The organism is Mesorhizobium sp. NZP2077 (genome assembly GCF_013170805.1).
In the GTDB taxonomy this organism is placed as follows: domain Bacteria; phylum Pseudomonadota; class Alphaproteobacteria; order Rhizobiales; family Rhizobiaceae; genus Mesorhizobium.
In genome coordinates, this window is sequence record NZ_CP051293.1 from 5,158,856 (window position 1) to 5,180,898 (window position 22,043).

The 22,043-nt window shown below is 63.9% G+C and carries 23 protein-coding genes; 13 read left to right on the top strand and 10 right to left on the bottom strand.

What is annotated here, in order from left to right; translation table 11 throughout:
* Positions 1-22: 22 nt before the first annotated feature.
* From purF to HGP13_RS25895, 3 genes are all read left to right on the top strand, one after another.
* Positions 23-1,492 carry an amidophosphoribosyltransferase gene (purF, locus tag HGP13_RS25885; protein WP_027034473.1) on the top strand — a complete coding sequence of 490 codons (1,470 nt, stop codon included), beginning with the start codon at positions 23-25 and terminating at the stop codon, positions 1,490-1,492.
* A 27-nt stretch (positions 1,493-1,519) separates the two neighbouring features.
* Positions 1,520-2,260 (top strand): SDR family NAD(P)-dependent oxidoreductase, encoded by a 741-nt coding sequence (locus tag HGP13_RS25890; protein WP_172230536.1) that lies wholly within the window; start codon positions 1,520-1,522, stop codon positions 2,258-2,260.
* 238 nt (positions 2,261-2,498) lie between these two features.
* On the top strand, positions 2,499-2,717 hold the full coding sequence (locus tag HGP13_RS25895; RefSeq protein ID WP_015318519.1) for a hypothetical protein: 219 nt from the start codon (positions 2,499-2,501) through the stop codon (positions 2,715-2,717).
* Between the two features lie 46 nt (positions 2,718-2,763).
* Here HGP13_RS25895 and HGP13_RS25900 read toward each other — a convergent pair whose 3' ends face one another.
* Complete coding sequence (locus HGP13_RS25900; RefSeq protein WP_172230539.1) at positions 2,764-3,270, bottom strand: OsmC family protein; 507 nt, start codon at positions 3,268-3,270, stop codon at positions 2,764-2,766.
* 232 nt (positions 3,271-3,502) lie between these two features.
* On the opposite strand from HGP13_RS25900, the gene HGP13_RS25905 reads away from it, so the two are divergent.
* Both HGP13_RS25905 and HGP13_RS25910 read left to right on the top strand, forming a co-directional pair.
* On the top strand, positions 3,503-4,390 hold the full coding sequence (locus tag HGP13_RS25905; RefSeq protein WP_172230542.1) for a DMT family transporter: 888 nt from the start codon (positions 3,503-3,505) through the stop codon (positions 4,388-4,390).
* Between the two features lie 60 nt (positions 4,391-4,450).
* Positions 4,451-5,359 carry a DMT family transporter gene (locus HGP13_RS25910; RefSeq protein WP_172230545.1) on the top strand — a complete coding sequence of 303 codons (909 nt, stop codon included), beginning with the start codon at positions 4,451-4,453 and terminating at the stop codon, positions 5,357-5,359.
* Between the two features lie 206 nt (positions 5,360-5,565).
* Here the strand turns inward: HGP13_RS25910 and HGP13_RS25915 are convergent, their stop codons facing one another.
* Positions 5,566-6,429 (bottom strand): LysR substrate-binding domain-containing protein, encoded by an 864-nt coding sequence (locus HGP13_RS25915; RefSeq protein WP_172230548.1) that lies wholly within the window; start codon positions 6,427-6,429, stop codon positions 5,566-5,568.
* A 112-nt stretch (positions 6,430-6,541) separates the two neighbouring features.
* On the opposite strand from HGP13_RS25915, the gene HGP13_RS25920 reads away from it, so the two are divergent.
* On the top strand, positions 6,542-6,949 hold the full coding sequence (locus tag HGP13_RS25920) for a 4-oxalocrotonate tautomerase family protein (RefSeq protein WP_172230551.1): 408 nt from the start codon (positions 6,542-6,544) through the stop codon (positions 6,947-6,949).
* Between the two features lie 137 nt (positions 6,950-7,086).
* On the top strand, positions 7,087-9,309 hold the full coding sequence (locus tag HGP13_RS25925; RefSeq protein WP_172230554.1) for an AMP-binding protein: 2,223 nt from the start codon (positions 7,087-7,089) through the stop codon (positions 9,307-9,309).
* Positions 9,310-9,336: 27 nt separating this feature from the next.
* Here HGP13_RS25925 and HGP13_RS25930 read toward each other — a convergent pair whose 3' ends face one another.
* Positions 9,337-10,083, bottom strand: coding sequence for a phosphatidylcholine/phosphatidylserine synthase (locus tag HGP13_RS25930; protein ID WP_246707468.1), 747 nt, complete (start codon positions 10,081-10,083; stop codon positions 9,337-9,339).
* Positions 10,084-10,158: 75 nt separating this feature from the next.
* A complete protein-coding gene (locus HGP13_RS25935; protein WP_172230560.1) occupies positions 10,159-10,857 on the bottom strand; it encodes a phosphatidylserine decarboxylase in 699 nt (232 codons plus the stop codon).
* Between the two features lie 171 nt (positions 10,858-11,028).
* Here HGP13_RS25935 and HGP13_RS25940 point away from each other — a divergent pair.
* From HGP13_RS25940 to HGP13_RS25950, 3 genes are all read left to right on the top strand, one after another.
* Positions 11,029-12,098 (top strand): IS630 family transposase gene (locus HGP13_RS25940; protein ID WP_172224417.1). Its coding sequence is split into 2 segments (ribosomal slippage): positions 11,029-11,515 and positions 11,515-12,098, totalling 1,071 coding nucleotides; the frame shifts between segments, so codons are not numbered across the junction.
* On the top strand, positions 12,079-12,645 hold the full coding sequence (locus HGP13_RS25945) for a lysozyme inhibitor LprI family protein (protein ID WP_172230563.1): 567 nt from the start codon (positions 12,079-12,081) through the stop codon (positions 12,643-12,645). The genes HGP13_RS25940 and HGP13_RS25945 overlap by 20 nt, the downstream gene beginning before the upstream one ends.
* 110 nt (positions 12,646-12,755) lie before the next feature.
* Entirely contained in the window at positions 12,756-13,622 is an 867-nt protein-coding gene (locus tag HGP13_RS25950) for an SMP-30/gluconolactonase/LRE family protein (protein ID WP_172234851.1), read from the top strand.
* Position 13,623: 1 nt separating this feature from the next.
* Here the strand turns inward: HGP13_RS25950 and HGP13_RS25955 are convergent, their stop codons facing one another.
* The 4 genes from HGP13_RS25955 to HGP13_RS25970 form a co-directional block, all read right to left on the bottom strand.
* Positions 13,624-13,971 carry an antibiotic biosynthesis monooxygenase gene (locus HGP13_RS25955; protein ID WP_172230566.1) on the bottom strand — a complete coding sequence of 116 codons (348 nt, stop codon included), beginning with the start codon at positions 13,969-13,971 and terminating at the stop codon, positions 13,624-13,626.
* Positions 13,972-14,059: 88 nt separating this feature from the next.
* Complete coding sequence (locus tag HGP13_RS25960; RefSeq protein WP_172230569.1) at positions 14,060-15,943, bottom strand: ABC transporter ATP-binding protein/permease; 1,884 nt, start codon at positions 15,941-15,943, stop codon at positions 14,060-14,062.
* 25 nt (positions 15,944-15,968) lie between these two features.
* Positions 15,969-16,316 (bottom strand): metalloregulator ArsR/SmtB family transcription factor, encoded by a 348-nt coding sequence (locus HGP13_RS25965; RefSeq protein ID WP_172230572.1) that lies wholly within the window; start codon positions 16,314-16,316, stop codon positions 15,969-15,971.
* 67 nt (positions 16,317-16,383) lie between these two features.
* Entirely contained in the window at positions 16,384-17,316 is a 933-nt protein-coding gene (locus HGP13_RS25970) for a LysR family transcriptional regulator (protein ID WP_172230575.1), read from the bottom strand.
* Between the two features lie 93 nt (positions 17,317-17,409).
* Here HGP13_RS25970 and HGP13_RS25975 point away from each other — a divergent pair, with 93 nt between their 5' ends.
* On the top strand, positions 17,410-18,207 hold the full coding sequence (locus HGP13_RS25975) for an NAD(P)H-dependent oxidoreductase (protein WP_172230578.1): 798 nt from the start codon (positions 17,410-17,412) through the stop codon (positions 18,205-18,207).
* A gap of 13 nt (positions 18,208-18,220) precedes the next feature.
* Here the strand turns inward: HGP13_RS25975 and HGP13_RS25980 are convergent, their stop codons facing one another.
* Positions 18,221-19,873, bottom strand: a complete 1,653-nt coding sequence (locus tag HGP13_RS25980; RefSeq protein WP_172230581.1) for a LysM peptidoglycan-binding domain-containing protein — start codon at positions 19,871-19,873, stop codon at positions 18,221-18,223.
* A gap of 143 nt (positions 19,874-20,016) precedes the next feature.
* On the opposite strand from HGP13_RS25980, the gene HGP13_RS25985 reads away from it, so the two are divergent.
* A complete protein-coding gene (locus HGP13_RS25985) occupies positions 20,017-20,628 on the top strand; it encodes a TIGR00730 family Rossman fold protein (RefSeq protein WP_172230584.1) in 612 nt (203 codons plus the stop codon).
* A 49-nt stretch (positions 20,629-20,677) separates the two neighbouring features.
* On the opposite strand, the gene HGP13_RS25990 is transcribed toward HGP13_RS25985, so the two are convergent.
* Positions 20,678-21,568, bottom strand: coding sequence for a LysR substrate-binding domain-containing protein (locus HGP13_RS25990; RefSeq protein WP_172230587.1), 891 nt, complete (start codon positions 21,566-21,568; stop codon positions 20,678-20,680).
* Positions 21,569-21,679: 111 nt separating this feature from the next.
* Here HGP13_RS25990 and HGP13_RS25995 point away from each other — a divergent pair, with 111 nt between their 5' ends.
* Positions 21,680-21,970 (top strand): muconolactone Delta-isomerase family protein, encoded by a 291-nt coding sequence (locus HGP13_RS25995; RefSeq protein ID WP_172230590.1) that lies wholly within the window; start codon positions 21,680-21,682, stop codon positions 21,968-21,970.
* Positions 21,971-22,043: the final 73 nt, after the last annotated feature.

Here is a 22,043-nt window from a genome sequence, read left to right on the forward strand (position 1 = left end):
GGCGATTTTAGCGGAGCTTAAGATGGCAGACGCAGACGACGTGCTTTCCGCCGAGGCCGACGACCATTTCCATGACGAATGCGGCGTGTTCGGCATTTTTGGCCGGCAGGACGCAGCGGCCATCGTCACACTCGGCCTGCATGCGCTGCAGCATCGCGGCCAGGAAGCGGCCGGCATCGTTTCCTACGACGGCACCCAGTTCCATGTCGAACGTCATGTCGGCCTGATCGGCGACACCTTCACCAAGCAGCGTGTTATCGACAGCCTGCAAGGCAACCGCGCCATCGGCCATACGCGCTACGCCACGACCGGCGGCGCCGGCATGCGCAACATCCAGCCTTTCTTCGCCGAACTGGCCGATGGCGGCTTTGCCGTCGCCCACAACGGCAATCTGACCAACGCCATGACGGTGCAGCGCGCGCTACAGAAACAGGGCGCGATCTTCTCCTCCACCTCCGACACCGAGACGCTCCTGCACCTGGTTGCGACCAGCAAGGAACGCGACCTCAACTCGCGCTTCATCGACGCGGTGCGGCAGGTCGAGGGCGCCTTCTCGCTGGTGGCGATGACGGCCAAGAAGATGATCGGCTGCCGCGATCCGCTCGGCATCCGCCCGCTGGTGCTGGGCGACCTCGACGGTGCCTGGATCCTCGCTTCGGAAACCTGCGCGCTCGACATTATCGGCGCGCGTTTCGTGCGCGACCTGAAACCCGGCGAGATGGTCGTCGTCACCTCCAAGGGTATTGAAAGCCTGTTCCCGTTCGAGCCGCAGAAGACCCGCTTCTGCATCTTCGAATATGTCTATTTTGCCCGGCCGGATTCGTCGGTCGAAGGCCGCAACGTCTACGAGGTGCGCAAGCGCATCGGCGCCGAGCTGGCGCAGGAAAACCCGGTCGAGGCCGACATCGTCGTTCCGGTGCCGGATTCCGGCACGCCGGCGGCGATCGGTTTTTCGCAAGCCGCAGGCATTCCCTTCGAGCTCGGCATCATCCGCAACCATTATGTCGGCCGTACCTTCATCCAGCCCGGCGATTCGATCCGCCATATGGGCGTCAAGCTGAAGCACAACGCCAACCGCCGCATGATCGAAGGCAAGCGCGTGGTGCTGGTCGATGATTCGATCGTGCGCGGCACCACCAGCCAGAAGATCGTGCAGATGGTGCGCGATGCCGGCGCCAAGGAAGTGCACATGCGGATCGCCTCGCCGCCAACCAGTGCGTCGTGCTTCTATGGCGTCGACACGCCGGAGAAGTCGAAGCTGCTGGCTTCGCGCATGTCGGTGGAAGAGATGGCCGAGTTCATCCGTGTCGATTCGCTCGGCTTCCTCTCGATCGACGGGCTTTACCGCGCCGTCGGCGAGGCCGGCCGCGACAACGACCAGCCGCAATTCTGCGACGCCTGCTTCACCGGCCAGTATCCGACGCGCCTGCTCGACTTCGAAGGCCACGACAATGTGCGCACCCTGTCGCTGCTGGCGAATAACGGGGCGTAAGCTAGACCACCTCACGGAACTTCTCGCATGACCCTCGACCTTACCGGCCGCGTCGCGGTCGTCACCGGCGCCTCGCGCGGTATCGGCTATTTCATCGCCAGGGAATTGGCCGCCGCCGGTGCGCATGTCATCGCGGTTGCGCGCACCGTCGGTGGATTGGAAGAACTCGACGACCAGATCAAGGCGGCCGGCGGCCAGGCGACGCTGGTGCCGCTCGATCTCGCCGACATGGCCGGTATCGACCGGCTGGGCGGCGCCATCCACGAGCGCTGGGGCAAGCTCGACATTCTCGTCGCCAATGCCGGCGTGCTCGGCGTCATCTCGCCGATCGGCCATGTCGAGGCAAAGACCTTCGAGAAGGTGATGACGATCAATGTCACTTCGACCTGGCGGCTGATCCGCTCGGTCGACCCGCTGCTGCGGCTTTCGGATGCCGGCCGGGCCATTTTGCTCTCCTCCAACGCAGCGCACTCGGCACGCGCGTTCTGGGCGCCTTACGCGGCATCGAAGGCTGCCGTCGAGACGATGATGCGCTCCTGGGCGCATGAGACGCAAAGCCTGCCGCTGCGGGTCAATGCCGCCGACCCCGGCGCCACCCGCACAGCCATGCGGGCCCAGGCCGTGCCCGGCGAGGATCCGGAGACGCTGCCGCACCCCTCGGGGATCGCCAAGCGCATCGTGCCGCTGGCCAGCCCCGAGCTGAAAGAGACCGGGCTGATCTTCCAGGCCAAGCACAATCGCTTCGTCGCTTACAGGCAGCCGGAATAACTGCGTCCTTTTTTGGCGGAAGAATTCGGGCACTCCCGACGTTCTTCGAATGTTTTGCGAGAGACTGAGCCGATTGAGCCTCAAAATCTCGATGCGACTCGGCCGTATCGTCACGCGGCTGTGATCTGAGGGGGAAAGGTCGCGTCGCGGTCATGCTTTCGTCATTTCCATAGAGTTGGTAGGATCGTATAGACTCCCACAACAACGAGCCCGAGCTGGGCAGAACAAGGACATCCCCATGGCTACGACTGCAGCGTTGGTCTGGTATCTGGTAATCGCCGGCCCGCAGGGCGGCATGGTGGTGCTGCCCAGCACCTTCGACAAGCGCGAACAGTGCACCGCCGCCATCACCGAATATCAGAAGCAGCCGACACCCGCGGGCTGGTCGGTGCAGTGCGTGCCGAGCGCCTCGCCCTTCACCGACGAGGGTGATGCCGAAGAGCCGGCGGCGCAGTAAACATCGGATACAACAAGGCCCGCAGCCGCTGCGGGCCTTGTGATTTTCAGCGCCCGGCGCTCACCGTCAACTCCGGCTTCTGGTTGATGGTCTGGAACACCACGCAATAGCGCTCGGTCAGCTTCAGCAGCGAATCGATGCGCTCCTGCGGTTCATCCGTGTCGAGAGCGAAATTGAGCCGGATGGCGCGAAAACCGACCGGCGCATCCTTGGCGACACCGAGCGTGCCACGAAAATCGAGATCGCCTTCGGCTTCCACCGTGGCGGCGCCAAGTTTGAATTCGAGCGCAGTCGCCACTGCCTTCAGCGTCACCCCGGCGCACGCCACCAGTGCTTCCAGCAGCATGTCGCCGGAGCAGAGCTCGAGCCCCGAGCCGCCGGTTGCCGGATGCAGGCCGGCGATGGCGATCGCCCTGCCCGTCTCCACCTTGCAGGCCACCGACTGGTCGTCGATCGAGCCCCGCGCCTTCAGCGTGATCAGCGCCTGCGAAGCATCGTCGCGATAGGCCTGTTTCAGCGGCGCCTGCATGGCCTTCAGTTCCGTGGCGTCCATGTCCGTTGCCTCTTCGTTTTTGGCGGCCAGCGCGCAGCGTGGCTTTGTCCGATATAAGTGCCGATCATGTCCTGGAAGCAAGACCGCCATCTCCTGCCCCAACGCAAGCCCAGGGCTGGCGTAGCGCTGTACCAACTTTCGACCGTATAGCTTTAGTGAGCGCCTGACCTTCCAAGCCCCTTGCGTCGCCTCGCAGCATCTCTGCCGCTTTCTGTAACTTTGGTCCCCGCCTATGGCCGATGTCGCCATTCTCGAAACACGCGAAAGGGTTCTCGCCGGCATCCTGCTGACCGGTGCTGCCTATCTCTTGTTTTCGACGCAGGACGCTTCGATCAAACTGCTGGTCACCGGCATGACGGTCTGGCAGATCATGTTCTTCCGCAGCGTCACCATTCTAAGCGCCTGCGCGGCGATCGGCGGGCGACAGCTGTTTGCCGACACGGTGCGCTCGCCGATCGTGCGGCCCATGCTGGTGCGCAGCGCTTTCACGCTGGCTGCTTGGCTTTGCTACTACAATGCCGCGCGCAGCCTGCAGCTTGCCGAACTGACCACTGTCTATTACGCGGCCCCGATCATCGTCACCGTGCTTTCGGTATTCCTGCTCGGCGAAAAGGTGCCGATGCTGCGCTGGCTGGCGGTTCTGATCGGCTTTGCCGGCGTCTTCGTCGCTTGCGACCCCACCCATCTTGGCCTGTCCGTACCGGTGCTGCTGGTGCTGGCGGCCGCTCTTTTGTGGGCCATCGCCATCGTGCTCCTGCGCAAGACCGCACTTGCCGAACGCTCGATGATCCAGCTGCTCCTCAACAATTTCTATTTCCTGGTGTTTTCGGCGGTGCCGGCATTGTTGTGGTGGCATACGCCTGACCTGACACAATTGCTGCTTCTTGCCAGCGTTGGCGCGCTCGGCGGCCTGGCGCAATATCTTCTCTTCGAAGGCATGAAGCGCACGCCGGCATCTATCCTGGCGCCGCTCGAATACAGCTCGTTGTTATGGGCGTTCGCGCTCGGTTTTGCGATCTGGGGCGACGTGCCGCGCCGCGAGGTCTTCCTTGGTGCCGCCCTTATCGTCGCCGCCGGACTGCTGATCGTTGGCGGCGAACATTTTCGCAAGCGGCTGTGATGTGGATGGCGCTCACTGCTGACACTACGATGTCAGGACCGGACAGCGTAGGGTTCCGGTATGACTGACGTTGCAACCACCACAGCCGATACCACCGAACGCACGCTTGGCATCATCCTTGTGTCGTCATCGGCGGCGGTATTCGGCCTGACCGGTGTGCTGACCAAGTCGATCCATGCCGATCCGCTGACGATCACCTGTTGGCGCGGCTTTGTCGGCTCGATCCTGATCAGCCTCTATGTGCTGTGGCGCCGCCACCGCTCGGGCAACCGCGACACGCTGCGGCTTGGCTGGCGCGGCTGGCTGCTGGCGGTTGAGGGGGCGCTGGCCAGCATCGCCTTCATCTCGGCGTTCAAATTCACTTTCGTTGCCAACGTCACCGTTATCTATGCAACCGCACCATTCCTCACCGCGCTGCTGGCCTGGGTTCTGACGCGTGAACCCTTCCGCATGCAGACAATGATCGCCGCAGCCGTCTCGCTCTGCGGCGTGGCGATCATGGTCTGGTCCAGCTTCGGCACCGGCAATCTGTTCGGCGACGGACTGGCGCTGCTGATGACCGTCGGCAGCGCTCTCTACATGATCATGGTGCGGGCCTTCCGCGACACACCCGTTGTCTGGGCTGGCGCGGTATCGGCCTTCCTGTTGTTCGTGCTCGGCTGGTTCGTTACCGATCCGCTGGCGGTTTCGCCAAGGGATGCCGCTCTGCTCGTCACCTTTGGCGCGTCCTTCGCGCTGTCGTCGATCCTGTGGACGGAAGGCGCACGGCTCATCCCGGCCGCCGAATCCGGGCTACTCGGCTCGGCCGAAGTGCCGTTCGCAATCTTGTTTGCCTTCCTGTTCCTGGGCGAGATTGCGCCAGAAGCAAGCGTCGGCGGCGGCGCCATCGTGCTGTGCGCGGTGTTCGCCCATGCCGGCCGCGACTGGCTGGCGGCCCGCTCGCAACAGGCAGCGTCAAATATTTCTTAGAAAAGTGACACAGTCACGGAACCATCATCAGGGTCAGGCATTATTCGTGCGACGGGCCACCCCCAAGTCCCCCCCCCCAAACCCCTCGGCCCGTCCTACTCCCAAGCCGACCGCAAGGTCGGCTTTTTCTTTGGCAATAGGCCCGACTGCAAGGTCGGCTGTTCCTTTGCAAATACGCTGGCGACGGGGCTTCGCGCCTTGCCAAATCAGCCAGGCGGCCCGGACAGGGCGAGGTTGCCGCTGAGCAGCGCCGCCAGATCGCCCGCAGGACCGTCGGCGCCGGGGCGCAGCCGGATGGCGAACTCAGCCACCGGAACCGGTGGCAGGCCAAGCTCGCGTGGCGCCTCGACAATACCGGAATGGGCAAAGCGCAGGGTTCGCAAGGTCAGCGCAACGCCGGCGTTCACCGCCGTGCGCAGGCCGGCCAGGCTGGCACTGCCGGCGGCGATGCGATAGCGGCGGCCGGCGGCATCGAGCGCTGCGAGCGCGGCCTCACGAAACCCGCAATAGGGATCGAGCAGCGCCATCGGCAATTCTTCCTGACGCGAGGCCAGTCCCTTCTGTGAACACAGCCATATCATCGGCTCGCGCAGGACACCGACTTCGTCCGGCGCTGCGGTCTGGCGCATGACGATCGCCAGGTCGAGGCTGCCGGCCTGCAGCGCCTGCGCCAGTTCGGCCGAGCGACCAACCCGCAATTCGATCCTGACGCGCGGATGGCTGGTGGCGAAGGCACGCAGCAGGTCAGGCAGGCCGCTGTCGGCGAAATCCTGCGTCGTGCCGATGGCGACACGCCCGGCGGCCCGTGCCCCCTTCATCGCCAGCCATGCCTCGCGGTGCACGGCGAGAATGCGCCTGGCATGGCCGACAAGGTCCTCGCCGGCCGGAGTCAGGCCACGACCCCGGCCCTGCGGCGCCAGCAGCGGCTCGCCGAGGATCTCCTCCAGCCGCTGCATCTGGGCAGTCACCGCCGAAGGCGAACGGCCGACACTCGAGGCTGCCTGCGCCAGCGAGCCGCTGTCGACGAAAGCGAGGAAGGTTTTGAGCAGATCCGGATCGAGGGCTTCCATAATTCGACAATATCGAATCTTTGATTGAAAACAATTCGATTTTTTTGACTCTCGGACGATGACATTGTCTCTCCAACGGCGATCGGACGCCGCTAGAACCCAGGAGAAGAAAATGCCCATCATTAACATCAGCGTCACCGGCAAGCCAGACGCCGCTTTGTCCGCCAGGGTTGCCAAGGAAATCACCGAGATCACCGCCACGCAGTTGCGCAAGGATCCGACGATCACCGCCGTTGCCGTGTCCTATGTGGATCCGCAGCACTGGTTCGCCGGCGGCAAGTCGCTGGCCGAGCATGGCACCAACACGTTCTGGCTTGATATCAAGGTGGTCGATGGCACCAACACAAAGCTCGAGCTGGAAGCCTATCTCAAGGCTCTCTTCGATGCCTTCGGCCGCCTGCTGGGCGGTGTGCACGAGGAAAGCTATGCCTTCGTGCATGAGGTGCCGGCGGCCGCCTATGGCTATGGCGGCAAGACGCAGGAGTTCCGTTTCATCAGCGGACGGCTGAAGGCAGCATGAGGACCTCGTTCCCTCTCCCTGCGGCGGGAGAAGGAACACCGCCTCTTCCCACATTGACCTCCGGCCCACTTCCGCTACCCTCTGCCTCCGAAGCGGCCGCAGAGCCGTGATGACAAAAACGTTGGGAGAGACGCGGCATGATCCTGACACTGGCGCTGCTTGCGGGTCTTGTTGTGGCCTGGCTGCTGATCGGCGTGGTGGAAACATTCCGCCTCGGCCTGCGTTTCGCGCAGGCGCTGCTCTATGTGCCGTTCAAGCTCGCCTACCGGATCAGCGACAACCGCATCAGCATCGCCCGCAAGGCACAGGCTCCCGTCATCTACGTCATCGCGCACCAGTCGCGCTTCGAACCGGGGCTGATGCTGTCGCTGCTGCCGGATGACACGCTACACATCCTCGACGAGGTCTCGGCGCGCTCGCCCTGGCTCGAACCATGGCGTGAGCTTGGCCGCAGCATCGCCTTCAATGCCGAACATCTCTTCGTCAGCCGCCGGCTGGTGCGCGTGCTGAAGGGCAAGGGCCGGCTCGCCGTCTACCTGCCGGATTCGGTCGAGCCCGACATCAAGACGTTCCGGCTGTTTCGCGCCGTCACCCGCATCGCCATTCAGGCCGACGCCCGCATCGTGCCGATCTTCGTCGCCGGCGCGCGCAGCCTGCCTGTGTCGCTGACGCCGGCGGATAAGGCGCCACGGCACTGGCTTCCGCAGCTGTCGATCAGTGTGCTGGAGCCGATGACCATCGCCGACCTGGTGGCGCGCAATCCGGACCAGGCGTCGAACACCAATGCGCTGTTCGACCGCGTCGCCGAAGCGCGGCTTTTCGGCACCAACCTCGATCGCGGCCTGTTCCTGGCCATGCGCGATGCGGCAGCCAGAGTCGGCGCCTCGCATCCGATCATCGAGGACGTCATCTCGGGTGCGCTAAGCTACCGCAAGATGTTCATCGGTGCTCGTGTGCTGGGCAGGCGCTTCGAAGCGGTGACGGCGCCGGGCGAAGCGGTGGGGATAATGCTGCCCAACGCCAATGGTGTCGTGCTGTCGCTCGTCGGCCTTCTATCGGCGGGCCGGGTGGCGGCGATGATCAACTATACGGCCGGGCCGGCGAGCGTTACGGCCGCCGTGCGGACGGCCGTCATCCGCACGGTCATCTCCTCCCGCGCTTTTGTCGAGAAGGCCGATCTCGCCGATATCGTCGCGGCGGTCGAAAAGGGTGGCGCCAGGCTGCTGTGGCTGGAAGATATTCGCACCAGCGTCACCACGCTGGACAAGCTTGCCGCCGCCTTGCTGTGGCGCTCGCCGCTGCAGCGGCAGGATGCGGCCAAGCCGGGCGTGATCCTGTTCACCTCGGGTTCTGAAGGCACGCCGAAAGCGGTGGTTCTGTCGCAAAGGAACCTGCTCACCAACGCCATGCAGGCCGAAGCGCGCATCACCATCTCGCCGGCCGATATCCTGCTCAATGTGCTGCCGGTGTTCCATTCCTTCGGCCTGACGGGCGGCACCATCCTTCCGCTGGTCACCGGGGTAAAGCTTTTCCTCTATCCCTCGCCGCTGCACTACAAGATCATCCCCGAGATCGCGCGCAAGGTGAAGCCGACTATCATGTTCGGCACCGACACGTTCCTCGCCAACTATGCGCGCACCGCCAAGGACGGCGATTTCTCCAGCCTGCGCTTCGTCGTCGCCGGCGCCGAGGCGGTGAAGCCTGAAACCCGCCGCACCTATCGCGAGCGCTTCCAGGCCGAGATCATCGAAGGCTTTGGGCTGACCGAGGCTGCACCCGTGGTTGCCGTCAACACCGCCATCCACGGCCGCGACGGCACGGTGGGAAGGCTATTGCCGGCGATGCGCATGAAGCTGGAACCGGTCGAAGGCATCTCGGACGCCGGCCGGCTGTGGCTCGACGGACCCAATCTGATGATGGGTTACATGACCGCTGACCGTCCCGGTGAGTTGCAGCCGCTGACCGGCTGGCACGACACCGGCGACATCGTCGCCGTCGACCGCGAAGGCTTCATCGCCATTCGCGGCCGCGCCAAGCGCTTCGCCAAGATTGCCGGCGAGATGGTGTCGCTGGGTGCTGTCGAGATGCTGGTGCAATCGCTATGGCCAGAAGAGCGCCATGCCGCGGTGGCGGTGCCGGACAAGCGGCGCGGCGAGCGCATCGTGCTGGTCACCACCGCCGACGATGCCAACCCCGACGAATTGCGCAAGTTCGGCAAACAGGCAGGTGCGGCTGAACTGATGGTGCCCAACGACATCGTCAAGGTGGAGGAAATCCCGGTGCTTGGTTCCGGCAAGACCGACTATGTCTCGACCAGGAAGCTGGCGATCGACAGGCTAGGGCTGGGTGTCGCGGCCTGAGTCGGATCAAGGACTTCGGCGGACGTTCTAACCTATGTCCGAAGGCGGCACCTTCTCGCCCTCCAGCTTGGCGCGCTTCGAATAGGCGCGCACGCTGAATGGCAGGAAGATCAGATAGCCTGCGACCGAGGCCGTCAGCGTGTACCAGGGATAGGTCATCAGCAAGAGGACGTAGAGCACGACGGCCAGAATGACCGGCAGCACCCTGTCGCCAGGAATCTTGATGCTCTTGCCGGAATAGACCGGCAGCCGGCTGACCAAAAGGAAGGCGACCAGGATCGTGAAGCCGGTAGCGACGAAGGCGGCCGGGCGGCTGGGCTCCACTCCGAGCCGCAGGAAATAGAGATAGAGCGGGAGCATCACCAGCACCGCGCCGGCCGGCGCCGGCACGCCGACGAAATATTCGGACTGCCACAGGGGGCGTTCGGCCTTCTCGTCGTCGAGCACGTTGAAGCGGGCAAGCCTTAGCCCACAGGCGATGGCGAACAGGAGCGCCGCGATCCAGCCGGGCGAGCCGGCACGGTCGAGGAGAAAGGCATAGAGCACCAGAGCAGGTGCCACACCGAAATTGACGATGTCGGCCAGCGAATCCATCTGCGCGCCGAATTTTGACGTCGCCTTCAGCATCCGCGCCAGGCGGCCGTCGATGCCGTCGAGGAAGGCCGCTAGCAGCACCATCACCACCGCCGGCTCAAAGCGGCCTTCGAAGCCGAAGCGGATGCCGGACAGGCCGGCGCAGATGGCAAGCACGGTGACCAGATTGGGCAGCACCATGCGCATCGGGATCTCGCGGATGCGCGGACCGCCGCTGGCATGGGCCTCGAATTTTTTGTATTGCGTGCCCACCGCTCAGGATATCCGTACGAGGGGCGTGCCGGCGACCCCGCCGAATTCAGCCAACACCGTTTCACCGCCGACCGCCGTCTGGCCAACGGCGACACGCGGCGTGGCGGTCAAGGGCAGGAAGACATCGACGCGCGAGCCAAAACGGATCAGACCGAAGCGCTCGCCGGTGCCGATCGAAGCGCCGGCCTCGGCCCAGCAGACGATGCGGCGGGCCACCAGGCCGGCGATCTGGACGGCGGCGACCGTGCCGTTGGGGCTCTCGATGACCAGGCCGTTGCGCTCGTTTTCGGTGCTGGCCTTGTCGAGTTCGGCATTGAGGAATTTTCCCGGCCTATGTTCGATCTTGGCGATACGGCCGCGCACCGGGGCGCGGTTCACATGGCAGGAAAAGACATTCATGAACACGGAGATGCGAGTCATTTCTACATTGCCGAGGCCAAGCTCGCGCGGCGGCAGGGCCGGACCGACCGCCGAGATGATGCCATCGGCGGGGCTCACCACCAGGCGGTCGTCGACCGGCGTGACGCGCTCGGGATCGCGGAAGAAATAGACGCACCAGGCGGTCAAGATCAGGCCGAACCAGAACAGGATCGAGGAGAAATAGCCGAGGAAAAGCGTTGCCGCGCCAAAGGCCGCAATGAAGGGGTAGCCTTCGCGATGGATCGGTACGAATGCGTTCTTGACCGTATCGACAAGGCTCATCGGGCTGGGGCAGGCTCCGTTTCAGGTGGGGCCTCAATAGCCGAAAGCCCCCTTCGCCGCAACGCAACAATCGGCCGCGCGGCCTAATACCAACGGTCTTGGCTGCTGACTCTTTTGTGATTTTGGCCGATTTGCGCGCCGTGATTCCCTATTGCCGAAGGAGATTCGGCGATGGGATCAGCGGTGAAGTTGCGGACGAACTTTTCGGCGGGGGAGCTTCGCCGTCTTGCCCGGAACTCAAAGGATGTGCGCCAGAGCAGCCGGCTGTTGTCGATCGCAGCGGTTCTGGACGGCATGAGCCGGGCCGATGCGGCCCGGATCGGCGGGATGGATCGCCAGACGCTACGCGACTGGGTGCATCGGTTCAACACGGCCGGCCCCGATGGTCTTGTGGACCAATGGGCGCCGGGACCAGCGTCCCGGCTGTCGCATGAGCAGCAGGCCGAACTGGCCGCGCTTGTGGAGAAGGGCCCGGATCGTGCCGTCGATGGCGTCGTTCGCTGGCGGCGGATCGACCTGAAGAAAGCCATCAAGGACCGCTTCGGCATTGATTATGACGCGCGCTATGTCGGGAAGCTGCTGCACAAGCTCGGCTTCTCCCACATGAGTGTGCGACCGCGTCATCCGGCGCAGGATGCCCATATCATCGAGGAATTCAAAAAAACTGGCCTCGCACGCTGAAGGCGCATCTTTGCGACTTGCCGCCGCGCACGAAGGTGGAGATCTGGTTCCAGGACGAAGCAAGGATCGGCCAGAAGAACGGGATTGTACGGCAGTGGGCCAGACGCGGCACGCGGCCGCGACAGCCGGCCGACCAGCGCTACAAGAGCGCCTACCTGTTCGGCGCCATCTGCCCAGCACGTGGTACCGGGGCGGCTCTCGCACTGCCGTTTGCCGATACCGAGGCCATGCAACTCCATATCAACGAGATCAGCCGCCATGTCGAAAAGGGCGCCCATGCCGTACTCGTCATGGATCGCGCCGGATGGCACACCACCGCAAACCTCAGCATACCGGACAACATCACCCCGATCTTCCTGCCGTCGCGCGCGCCGGAGCTGAACCCGGTCGAGAACGTCTGGCAGTATATGCGCCAGAACTGGCTCTCCAACCGTGTCTTCGACAGCTATGACGATATCATCGATGCGGCCTGCGACGCCTGGCAGAAACTCCTCGCAGATTCCGAGACCATCACATCAATCGGGATGCGCCAATGGGCCCATGTCGGTCAAACCCCATGACTCTTGGTATAACGGACAGGTTCGCGTTCTCTATCCGGCGCTGATGTTGGCCATTGTGCCTGCAATGTTCGGCCACGCGCTGGCGCAGACCAAGCCATCCTTCGACTGCGCCAAGGCGGCCAGCGTGGCGGAAAAGGCCATCTGCGCCGACCCTGCTTTGGCGCAGGCCGACGCCGACGTGGCGAAGAACTACGCGGCATTGCTGAAGACACTCGACCCCCGAGCCGGCAAGGCCTTGCGTGACGACCAGGGCGATTTCATCGCATATCGCGATCAGATCGCCGGCTTCAACGAGAACACGCCCAAGGATCAGCAGACTTTCGATCTCGGCGAATTCCTGCGCGACCGCGCGACCTTCCTCACCGGCATCCGCAAGCCGACTGACGCCGGTTTTGCAGGAACATGGAGCAGCGTTGGCGGCACGGTCGAGATCAAGACCGCAGGCGCGGGCAAGCTCGAAGTGTCGGAAGACGTCGCCAACCCCGCCACCGGCGGCGGCGAGTGCGACATCGACGGCACGGTCATGTCGATGGAGCCTTCTTCCTGAGTGAAAAGCAGAAAGACTAGTGTCGGGAGACTGCCGCCTCGCCCGTCCTTGGTGAGAAAGCGCCTCATCGCGCCCGCAAGGGCCGATGACGCACGCAATGGAGGCTCCCGATCAAGCAGACATCATCCGGTACAAAAGCTCGTTTCGTCACGGACGGCCTCGCCTTCGGTGAATCGCCGCGCTGGCATGACGGACGCCTGTGGGTCTGCAACTGGGGCACCGGTGAGATCGTCACGGTCGATGCGCATGGCGACCGCGAAATCATGCTCACCGCGCTGGCAGCCCTGCCCTACTCCATCGACTGGCTGCCGGATGGCCGTCTGCTCGTTGTTTCAGGCCGGGAAGGCTTGCTGCTGCGGCAAGAGGCTGATGGCAGGCTCGTCACCCATGCCGATCTGCGCGGCCTATCGAAAAGCCCGTGGAACGAGATCGTCGTCGATGGGCGCGGCAATATCTACGTCAATGGCGGCGGGCCGGCGCCGGCTGCCGGCCAGCATTTCGGCCCGGGTACCATCGTGCTGGTCACGGCGGATGGCGCGGTCCGACAGGTGGCCGAGGATATCGCGTTTGCCAACGGCATGGCGGTGACCCCGGACAACAAGACGCTGATCATTGCCGAATCCCATGCCAACCGGTTGACCGCCTTCGACATCGCCGCCGACGGCACCCTGTCCAACCGACGCATCTGGGCCGATCTCGATGGCTACCCCGACGGCATCTGCCTCGATGCCGAAGGGGCGGTCTGGTACGCGGATGTCCCCAACAAGCATTGCGTGCGGGTGCGCGGGGGCGGTGAGGTGTTGCAGACCGTCACCGCCGATCGCGGCTGTTTTGCCTGCATGCTGGGCGGTGCGGACAGGCAAACCCTGTTCATCACCGCTGCCGAATGGCGCGGCTTCGAACACATGGTCAGCGACGCCCGCACCGGCAAGGTGCTCAGCGTGGAAGCGCCGGCACCTGGCGTCGGCTGGCCGTAAACTACACCCCGGGAATCCGCTGATAGTTGGCGATGTCGGCCCGCACCCCAAGCCGGGCGATCGTCTCCTGCGGATTGAAGGCAACGCGTTCATGCGCCGCCTTGACGATCGGCACGACCTTGTCGACGGCGGCCTGGCTTTCCCATTCGACGATCGTCACCAGGTTGAATTCGCCCGGTCCCGAAAATTGCTCGAGCAGGAAATCCTGCACGAAGCCCTGCTGCTGGCGCAGCAATTCATGCGTGGTCCTGACCTTGACGAGGATCTCGTCGCGGGCCGCCGCCGGGACGACGAACTTGTCCACCCTGAACACGCTGCCGCCGTTAACATTCTGATTTATGTCGTTCATTTCAATTGTTCCGTTCCTGGATGATGGTGTTTTCGGGCTCCAGGAGCGGGCGTACAGTCTCAACCTAAGTTGAGGTCAAGCGCAAAAATCAATTTACCTCGGACGTGCGGCGGCGAACGATGACGCCGAGTTCGTCGCCTTCGCGGGCGAGACGCAAGCGCTCTTCGGCCTCGGTCGCCTCGCGCTGGCGGTCCCACATCGAGGCATAGAGGCCGTGCTTCCGCATCAGCTCGACATGGGTGCCGCGTTCGGCGATCTGGCCGTCCTTGAGCACGATGATCTCGTCGGCGGAAATCACCGTCGACAGGCGGTGGGCAATGACAATGGTGGTGCGGCCCTTGCTGACCAAATCGAGCGCGGCCTGGATTTCCTGCTCGGTATGGCTGTCCAGCGCCGAGGTGGCTTCGTCGAGCATCAGGATCGGCGGCGCTTTCAGGATGGTGCGGGCAATCGCCACGCGCTGCTTCTCGCCACCCGAAAGTTTTAGGCCTCGCTCGCCGACCATCGACTTGTAGCCGTCGGGCAGCTTGTCGATGAACGGCCCGATCTGCGCGAGTTCGGCGGCCTTGCGCACCTCCTCTTCGCTGGCGCCGACGCGGCCATAGCGGATGTTGTAGGCGATGGTGTCGTTGAACAGCACGGTGTCCTGCGGCACCATGCCGAGCACCGCGCGCAGGCTGTCCTGGGTGACATCCCTGACATCCTGGCCGTCAATCAGCACCTGGCCGGCCTGCACGTCATAGAAGCGGAACAAAAGCCGCGAGATGGTCGACTTGCCGGCGCCCGACGGCCCGACAATGGCGACCGTCTTGCCGGCCGGCACCTCGAAGGAGACGCCTTTCAGGATCTTGCGGATCGGGTCGTAGGAAAAATGCACGTCTCGGAACTCTACCTTGCCGGCGCCGACCACCAGGGATTTCGCGTCAGGCTTGTCGACGATCTCCTGCGGCACGTCGAGCAGGTCGAACATGTGCTCGATGTCGGTCAGGCCCTGGCGGATTTCGCGGTAGATGAAGCCGATGAAGTTGAGCGGCACGGACAACTGAATCAGCATGGCGTTGATGAAGACGAAGTCGCCGACCGTCTGTGTGTGCGCCTGCACTTCCAGCGCCGACATGCACATGACGACGACGGTGCCGAGGCCGAAGATGATGCCCTGGCCAAAGTTCAGCCAGCCGAGCGAGGTCCAGGTCTTGGTGGCGGCGATCTCGTAGCGCGCCATCGAACGGTCGAAGCGCTCGGCTTCCATGGCTTCGTTGGTGAAATACTTGACCGTCTCGAAATTGAGCAGCGAGTCTATCGCCTTGGTGTTGGCGTCGGTGTCGCTGTCGTTCATGTCGCGGCGGATCGAGATGCGCCAGTCGCTGGCCTTGACGGTGAACCAGACATAGAGGCAGACGGTGGCCGCCACCACGGCCACATATTTCCAGCCATAGGTGAAACCGAATATGCCGGCGGTCAGCGCGAATTCGAGAATGGTCGGCGCCGTGTTCAGCATGATGAAGCGCACGATCGTCTCGATGCCCTTGGTGCCGCGCTCAATGATGCGCGACAGGCCGCCGGTGCGGCGCTCCAGGTGGAAGCGCAGCGACAGCTGATGCATGTGGACGAAGGTGCGGAAGGCGAGCTGGCGCACAGCATGCTGGCCAACGCGGGCAAACAGGGCATCGCGCAACTGGTTGAAGCCGAGCTGGACGAGCCTCAGCACATTGTAGGCGATAACCAGCATGACAGGGGCGAGCATGAAAGAAGGCAGCTGCGGTGGTACCTTGGAGCCGCCCGCCAGCGCATCGGTTGCCCATTTGAAGAAATAAGGGCCGGCGACCAGCGTCAGCTTGGCGACGACCAGCAGCAATGTCGCCCAGGTGACGCGCGCCCTGAGGTCGGCACGGTCGGCCGGCCACATATAGGGCCAGAGGTTACGCAATGTCGTCAGGGTTGAGGTGTCAGCGGAGACGGTTTTTTCGGCCACTTTTCTTGCCTTTCGGGTGAGAGGGTCAGCGGCCGGAGCAGCAGGAATTGACGAGCGCGCTCAGCGATGCCGACAGGTTGGCGAGCGCGGCATGATCGACCGCATAGCGAGAACGCTGGCGGTCGGGCTCGAAGCGGACCAGGCCGGCTTCGACCAGTATCTTCAGATGCTGGGAAACCGTTGACTGCGCAAGATCGAAACGGTCGACGACCTCGCGGCAGCAGCACGAATTGCTGGCCGAGAGGTGCTTCAGAATCTCAATCCGTGCCGGATGCGACAACGCCGCGAATCGCGCCGCGACAGCGCGGCTGTCGGAGATGCAGTTGGGCAGAGCACTGGTGGCGCGGTCTGGGTCAAGGGCGGATTGTGTCATCGTTCATCGGCGATAGACGATGGACGGCACCGCCGCAAGCTACTCTTCCGGGCAGATCGGACGGCGGCTAGTGCTCCGGGAGAGATTTCTCGATCCCTGGAATGGCGGCAATCTGTTCGGCCAGAAACTCGACCAGCAAGCGGACCCTTGCGACGCCCGCGCGCTCCGGGACAATCAACATGTTCAGCGGGACGGACGGCAGCGAGTAATCCGCCAGGATCGTCTCGAGCGAGCCTGACGCCAGAAGATCGTCCACAAGCCATCGATGCGCCGGCGCGATCCCTCGAGCGGCGACCATGGCCTGCCGTGCGGCAAGCCCGTGATCGATACGCAGTCGCCCCGTGAAAGGCACCATATGGCGTTCGCCACCGGCGCCCTGCAAAACAAGCGTTTCGCTGCCCGCCACGTTCGACATCCGGATGCCCTCATGCCGGGGCAGATCCGAGGGAGCAGCCGGTCTTCCCCGCGCCGCCAGATAATCCGGAGACGCCACAAGCAGACGCCGCGACTGGCCGAGAGCCCGCAGCTTCAACGAGCTGTCCGTGAGCGGCCCCAGGCGAAGCGAGATATCGACGCCCTCGCGGACGAGATCCACCCGCTCATCCGTGAGGCTGAGATCAACCCCGATGTCTGGATGACGGTCCTGAAAATCGAAGATCAGCCGGCTGACATGCAAGACACCGAAGGCCGCCGTACAGCTTATCCGGATCGTGCCGGCAGGCGCGCCACGCGTGCCTCGGGCCTCATCGCTGGCCTGTTCGACAAGGCGCAGGATCTGAACGCAATTGGCATAATAGCGGCTGCCTTCGGCGGTCATCGTCACACGCCTGGTCGTTCTGCTGAGCAAAGGCACGCCGACCGCGTCTTCGAGCTCCCGCAGGTGCCGCGTGATCGTAGACTGCCCTACCCCAAATTCCCGCGCGACGGCCGACAGGCTGCCACGCTCGGCCACGCGAATGAAGGTGCGCATCCGCTCGAATGTAATGTCTGACTTATCCATTTTTCGGCACAATATTATGCATTACCTGCATATAGCGGATCACTCTGCCACTGGCTACCTTCCCGTCAGTTTCCTCAACATTGGATCTGACCCATGAAAGTTCTGCTCGTCTTCGCTCACCCTGAATCACGCTCGCTGAGCGGCGCCCTTCGTGACGTCGGCGTCAAGGAACTCGAGGCTCAAGGGCACGAGGTGCGCGTATCGGACCTATACGCCGATGGCTGGAAATCCGAAGTCGATCGCGCCGACTTCCCATCGCTGGACCCTGATGCGCGCTTCATCCCGGTCGCAGCTTCCAAGAAAGGTTTCGAGGCCAACACGCTAACCGGGGATGTAAAGGCCGAGATCGAAAAGCTCCTGTGGGCCGATACCTTGATCCTGCAGTTCCCGCTCTGGTGGTTCGCCATGCCGGCAATCCTCAAGGGCTGGGTCGACCGTGTGTTCGCCTATGGATTCGCCTATGGCGTCGGTGAGCATAGCGATCGGCGCTGGGGCGATCGCTATGGTGAGGGAACCCTTGTCGGAAAACGCGCGATGTTGATCGTGACCGCTGGAGGCTGGGAGGAGCACTACACGCCGCGCGGCATCAACGGACCTATCGACGACCTGCTGTTCCCGATCAACCACGGGATCCTCTATTACCCTGGATACGACGTGCTTCCGCCGTTCGTGGTCTACAAGGTCGATCGTCTTGAAGACGCCGGCTTCGAACCCGTGGCCGAAAGCCTGCGTGACAGGATGCGGACACTGGCGACGACGCCGCCCATCCCATACCGTCGGCAAAATGGCGGAGATTATCTCATCCCGAGCATGAATCTCCGCGCTGAGCTGGGTGATCCCGGTGCAACCGGTTTCACGCTTCACTTCAACCAAGCAGGCGATGCCAGCTGATCGAGGTAGGCTTCTACTCCGTGTTGGTCGGCGCCGTTGTCGCCTGCTCGCCCATCGCCTTGAGGTCGGCGGCTTCGCCTTCCTTGGACTTTTCCGGGACCTTGAACACCTGTCCTGGCCAGATGCGATTGGGATCCCTGATCTGGTCCTGGTTTGCCAGGTAGATGGTGGAATAGCGCACGCCATGGCCATAGACGCGCCGCGAAATCCGCCACAGCGTGTCGTTGCGGCGGATGATGACAGCGCCGTCGGCATGTTCGAGCTTGGGCGATACGACCTCCGGCACGTCGCTTGGCGGCGTGGCCGCAGCGACAACGGCCGGTGCCTCGGCGGCGGGTGCCGGAGCGGGCTCCGCGGGTGCGGCGGCAACAGCCGGTGCCGCAGCGGCCGGCACGGCAGGAGCCGGCGCTGGCTCGGCCGGAGCAGCCGCGACGACGGCGGGTGCCGCGGGAGCCGGAGCGGCGGGGGCTTCGGCGGCGGCAGGTGCGGCCGGCTTGGTCTCGGCAGGCTTGACCTCTGCCGGCTTGACCTCGGCGGGCGCCACGGCGGCCACCGCTTCGCCCGGCTCGCGCTCGAACGGCACGGCGGCACGGGCCACCACCTTCACGCCGTCGGCATCGAGGCCGTCGACATGGATGGTGTAGCTGCCGACTGGAATGTCGCGCGTCGCCTCGACGAGGAAATGACCGTCCGGCGACGTCTGCGCATCTCCGAGCAGGATGTCATTGGCATAGGCGCGCACCTTGCGGCCAGGATCGGCAAGGCCGGCGACAAAGATCTTGTTGCCATCGATCTCGACCGCCTCGACGACGATCTTGGGCTCAGTCACGGCTGCGGCGGGCGGTGTTGCCGGCGCGGCGGGAGCCGGTGCAGCCTCGACCACGGCTGGTGCCGCTGCCGGTGCGGCTGGCGCCGGAGCAGCGGTTGCGGGTGCTTCGGCGGCCGGAGCCGGCGCTGGGGCAGCCGGAGCGGCAGCCTGATCACCGGTAGCAGGTGCCGCCGGTTTGGGCTCAGGCGCCGGAACCGTCAACAGTTCGGCCGGCTTGCCCGGCTCCTCGACCATTGCCAGCACCTGGCCTGCGGCATCCTTGGGAACCGAAACGACAGCGGTCTGGACCGAGGCCGTCACGACCGTGCCGACCGTCGAACGCAGGGCAATTGTGTAGTCGCCAGGTTTCAGCGGATCGTCGAGCACGATGACGAAGGCACCATCGGGACCGGCCATGGTCGAACCAAGCACGGTGGTGCCGTTGAGGATCTCGACCTTTGAATTGGGCGCTGCGTTGCCGGCAATGACGATCGAACCGTTGCTCTCGACGCGCACGACATCGAAAGTCGGCGCGATCGGGCCGGCCGCTGCTGGTGCAGCCGGAGCCGCGGCATCGGTTGCGGGTGCTGCCGGGGGCGTGGCTTCCGTCGCTGGCGCGGCCGGAGCGGTCGCCTGCGGCGCTGCGGCGGGAGCTGCCGGCACCGCAGGCGCTGGCAGTCGCCCTTCCGTGCCGGGATCAGCCGGTTTCGGCGCCTCGGGCGGCGTCAAGGCCGCGACCTGCGCCGGCGGCGTTGGATGAAGATACGGGTCGAGTGCGCCCGATACATAGGCGGTTCCCGCGGCCGCGACGGTCCCACCCGCCGCGAACAGGAACGCCTTCAATGGATTAATTGCCATATTTCCCTACCCCTTAGCCACCTAATGCCGGTCTAGCGTGTTTTCCCAATGCCGACAAGAAAAACGGGTCGACAAGAAAAAGCCCGAACTTGTCAAGCCTTGGGGCTTGACCACGCTTTCAGACCCAATCACCAATCATCCGTATGAATACGATTCGATCCGTCTGCGTCTATTGCGGTTCGTCCCCGGGCCGCGTTGAAATCTATGCCAAGGCCGGACACCTGCTTGGCCGTTCAATTGCCAAAGCGGGTCTGCGGCTGGTCTATGGCGGCGGCACCAGAGGCATCATGGGCGCCGTCGCCGAAGGCGCGCTCAAGGCCGGCGGCAAGGTCACGGGCATCATTCCCCGCTTCCTGATCAACAAGGAAGCAACCGAAACCGCGCTCGACCGGCTCGACGAGTTGCTGATCACCGACAATATGCACGAGCGCAAACACAAGATGTTCGAGAAATCCGACGCCTTTGTGGCGCTGCCGGGCGGCATCGGTACTGTCGAAGAGATCGTCGAGGTCATGACCTGGGCGCAACTCGGTCATCACCGCAAGCCGATCGTCTTCGGCAATGTCAACGGATTCTGGGACCCTATGCTGTCGTTGCTAGATCACATGGCGGCCGAGGGCTTTATCCACACCGCGCAACGGGTCAAGCCGCTGATCGTCAATGATCCCGAGGCCATCGTCGCCGCCATCATGGTTGCAGGCTCCTCCGTCGACGCGCCAACCGAGGGCATGCAGTCGGTGATAGACAAAATGTAGGGAATAGGCAGTAGGGAATAGGGCCTGCCTCCTGCCTCCTGCCTCCTGCCTACTGCCTACTGCCTACTGCCCTCCGCAAATCCCCAATCACCGCCCGCCGATCCTGCCGCCGCCAGGCCAGGTGAATCGAAACCGTGCGTTCGAACCAGGGCAGGTCGCGAAACACAATCCGTGGCGGTGCGGCGGCACGCAGGCTGGATTGCACCGTCGCCAGGCCCAGGCCGGCGCTGACCAGGCCGAGCGAGGTCAGCGGATCGGCTGTTTCATAGGCGATGTCGGGCAGAAAACCGGCCTTGGCGCAAGCGGCGAGGAATTGGCCGCGATTGGTGTCGTCAGGCTGGCGCACGACGGTGATCCAGGTGCGGCCATCGAGATGGTGCGGCCTGATGTCCGACAACTGGACAAGCGGATCATCCTCGGGGATCGCCAGCACCAGCGGCTCGCGCCGCACCAGCATGCTGTCGATGTCCGGATCGGCGGTCGGAACCGCAGCGTAGACGAAGCCGAGGTCGAGCACGCGCTGTCGCAAATCGTCGAACTGCGCCGCCGTGCGCAGGCTCCTGAGTTGGAGATGGAAATCGGGCCGCTCGCGGCGGAATTGCCTGAGCATATCGGCGACCAGCCCGGCATGAACAGCGCCCTCGACATAGCCGATGGCGAGATGGCCGACGGCGCCGCTGGCGAGATTGCGGCCGAACTCCTCAACGCGTCGTGCATTGGCAAGCAACGCGCGGGCTTCGGCGAGGAAGGTTCGGCCCTCGGCATTGAGATGAACCCGCTGCTTTGCCCGTTCGAACAGAGCGACGCCCAGTTGCTGCTCGAGCTGCATGATCTGCCGGCTGAGCGGCGATTGCGAGATATTTAGGATCTCGGCGGCACGGCCGACATTGCCGGCTTCGGCAACGGTGACGAAATATCTGATCTGGCGCAAGTCGAACATTTTTAGCTGAAGGTCTAAGTCCTGATAGGTCTCAACTTTAGCCTAATCAGTCTTGGACAGTCTGACCAGTCAGAAGCAATAATCGGCCATCCCAACCCAGAGGAGACCGACATGCAGTTCTTTGCCCTTCTAACCCGCAACACCGCAAAGTTCGGCGACGCCGACTTTGCACCGCTTCTGCCCGGCGAGGCCGAGCGGCGGCGCACGCTCTACGCCGAGGGCGCGGTGCGCCAGGTGTGGAACCGTGGCGACATTCCCGGCAGCGGCATGATGTTCGAGGCGTCAGACGACGCCGAAGTGCGCGGCCATCTCGCCACTCTGCCACTGATCAAGGCCGGCATGATGGACATCGCCGCGATCGTGCCGCTCAACCCTTATCCTGGGTTTGGGCCGAAGCGCTGAACCGCATCAGACGGCGCGGTCGGCGGCGCTCACCGCTGGCCGCTGGTCGAGCGGCAAGGCAGAAGCCACGAAT

Excerpts from the sequence above, each read along its gene's own strand:
- purF (WP_027034473.1), top strand. The coding sequence starts at position 23 with ATGGCAGACGCAGACGACGTGCTTTCCGCCGAGGCCGACGACCATTTC.
- HGP13_RS25890 (WP_172230536.1), top strand. The coding sequence starts at position 1,520 with ATGACCCTCGACCTTACCGGCCGCGTCGCGGTCGTCACCGGCGCCTCG.
- HGP13_RS25895 (WP_015318519.1), top strand. The coding sequence starts at position 2,499 with ATGGCTACGACTGCAGCGTTGGTCTGGTATCTGGTAATCGCCGGCCCG.
- HGP13_RS25900 (WP_172230539.1), bottom strand. The coding sequence starts at position 3,270 with ATGGACGCCACGGAACTGAAGGCCATGCAGGCGCCGCTGAAACAGGCC.
- HGP13_RS25905 (WP_172230542.1), top strand. The coding sequence starts at position 3,503 with ATGGCCGATGTCGCCATTCTCGAAACACGCGAAAGGGTTCTCGCCGGC.
- HGP13_RS25910 (WP_172230545.1), top strand. The coding sequence starts at position 4,451 with ATGACTGACGTTGCAACCACCACAGCCGATACCACCGAACGCACGCTT.
- HGP13_RS25915 (WP_172230548.1), bottom strand. The coding sequence starts at position 6,429 with ATGGAAGCCCTCGATCCGGATCTGCTCAAAACCTTCCTCGCTTTCGTC.
- HGP13_RS25920 (WP_172230551.1), top strand. The coding sequence starts at position 6,542 with ATGCCCATCATTAACATCAGCGTCACCGGCAAGCCAGACGCCGCTTTG.
- HGP13_RS25925 (WP_172230554.1), top strand. The coding sequence starts at position 7,087 with ATGATCCTGACACTGGCGCTGCTTGCGGGTCTTGTTGTGGCCTGGCTG.
- HGP13_RS25930 (WP_246707468.1), bottom strand. The coding sequence starts at position 10,083 with ATGGTGCTGCCCAATCTGGTCACCGTGCTTGCCATCTGCGCCGGCCTG.
- HGP13_RS25935 (WP_172230560.1), bottom strand. The coding sequence starts at position 10,857 with ATGAGCCTTGTCGATACGGTCAAGAACGCATTCGTACCGATCCATCGC.
- HGP13_RS25945 (WP_172230563.1), top strand. The coding sequence starts at position 12,079 with ATGTCGGTCAAACCCCATGACTCTTGGTATAACGGACAGGTTCGCGTT.
- HGP13_RS25955 (WP_172230566.1), bottom strand. The coding sequence starts at position 13,971 with ATGAACGACATAAATCAGAATGTTAACGGCGGCAGCGTGTTCAGGGTG.
- HGP13_RS25965 (WP_172230572.1), bottom strand. The coding sequence starts at position 16,316 with ATGACACAATCCGCCCTTGACCCAGACCGCGCCACCAGTGCTCTGCCC.
- HGP13_RS25970 (WP_172230575.1), bottom strand. The coding sequence starts at position 17,316 with ATGGATAAGTCAGACATTACATTCGAGCGGATGCGCACCTTCATTCGC.
- HGP13_RS25975 (WP_172230578.1), top strand. The coding sequence starts at position 17,410 with ATGAAAGTTCTGCTCGTCTTCGCTCACCCTGAATCACGCTCGCTGAGC.
- HGP13_RS25980 (WP_172230581.1), bottom strand. The coding sequence starts at position 19,873 with ATGGCAATTAATCCATTGAAGGCGTTCCTGTTCGCGGCGGGTGGGACC.
- HGP13_RS25985 (WP_172230584.1), top strand. The coding sequence starts at position 20,017 with ATGAATACGATTCGATCCGTCTGCGTCTATTGCGGTTCGTCCCCGGGC.
- HGP13_RS25990 (WP_172230587.1), bottom strand. The coding sequence starts at position 21,568 with ATGTTCGACTTGCGCCAGATCAGATATTTCGTCACCGTTGCCGAAGCC.
- HGP13_RS25995 (WP_172230590.1), top strand. The coding sequence starts at position 21,680 with ATGCAGTTCTTTGCCCTTCTAACCCGCAACACCGCAAAGTTCGGCGAC.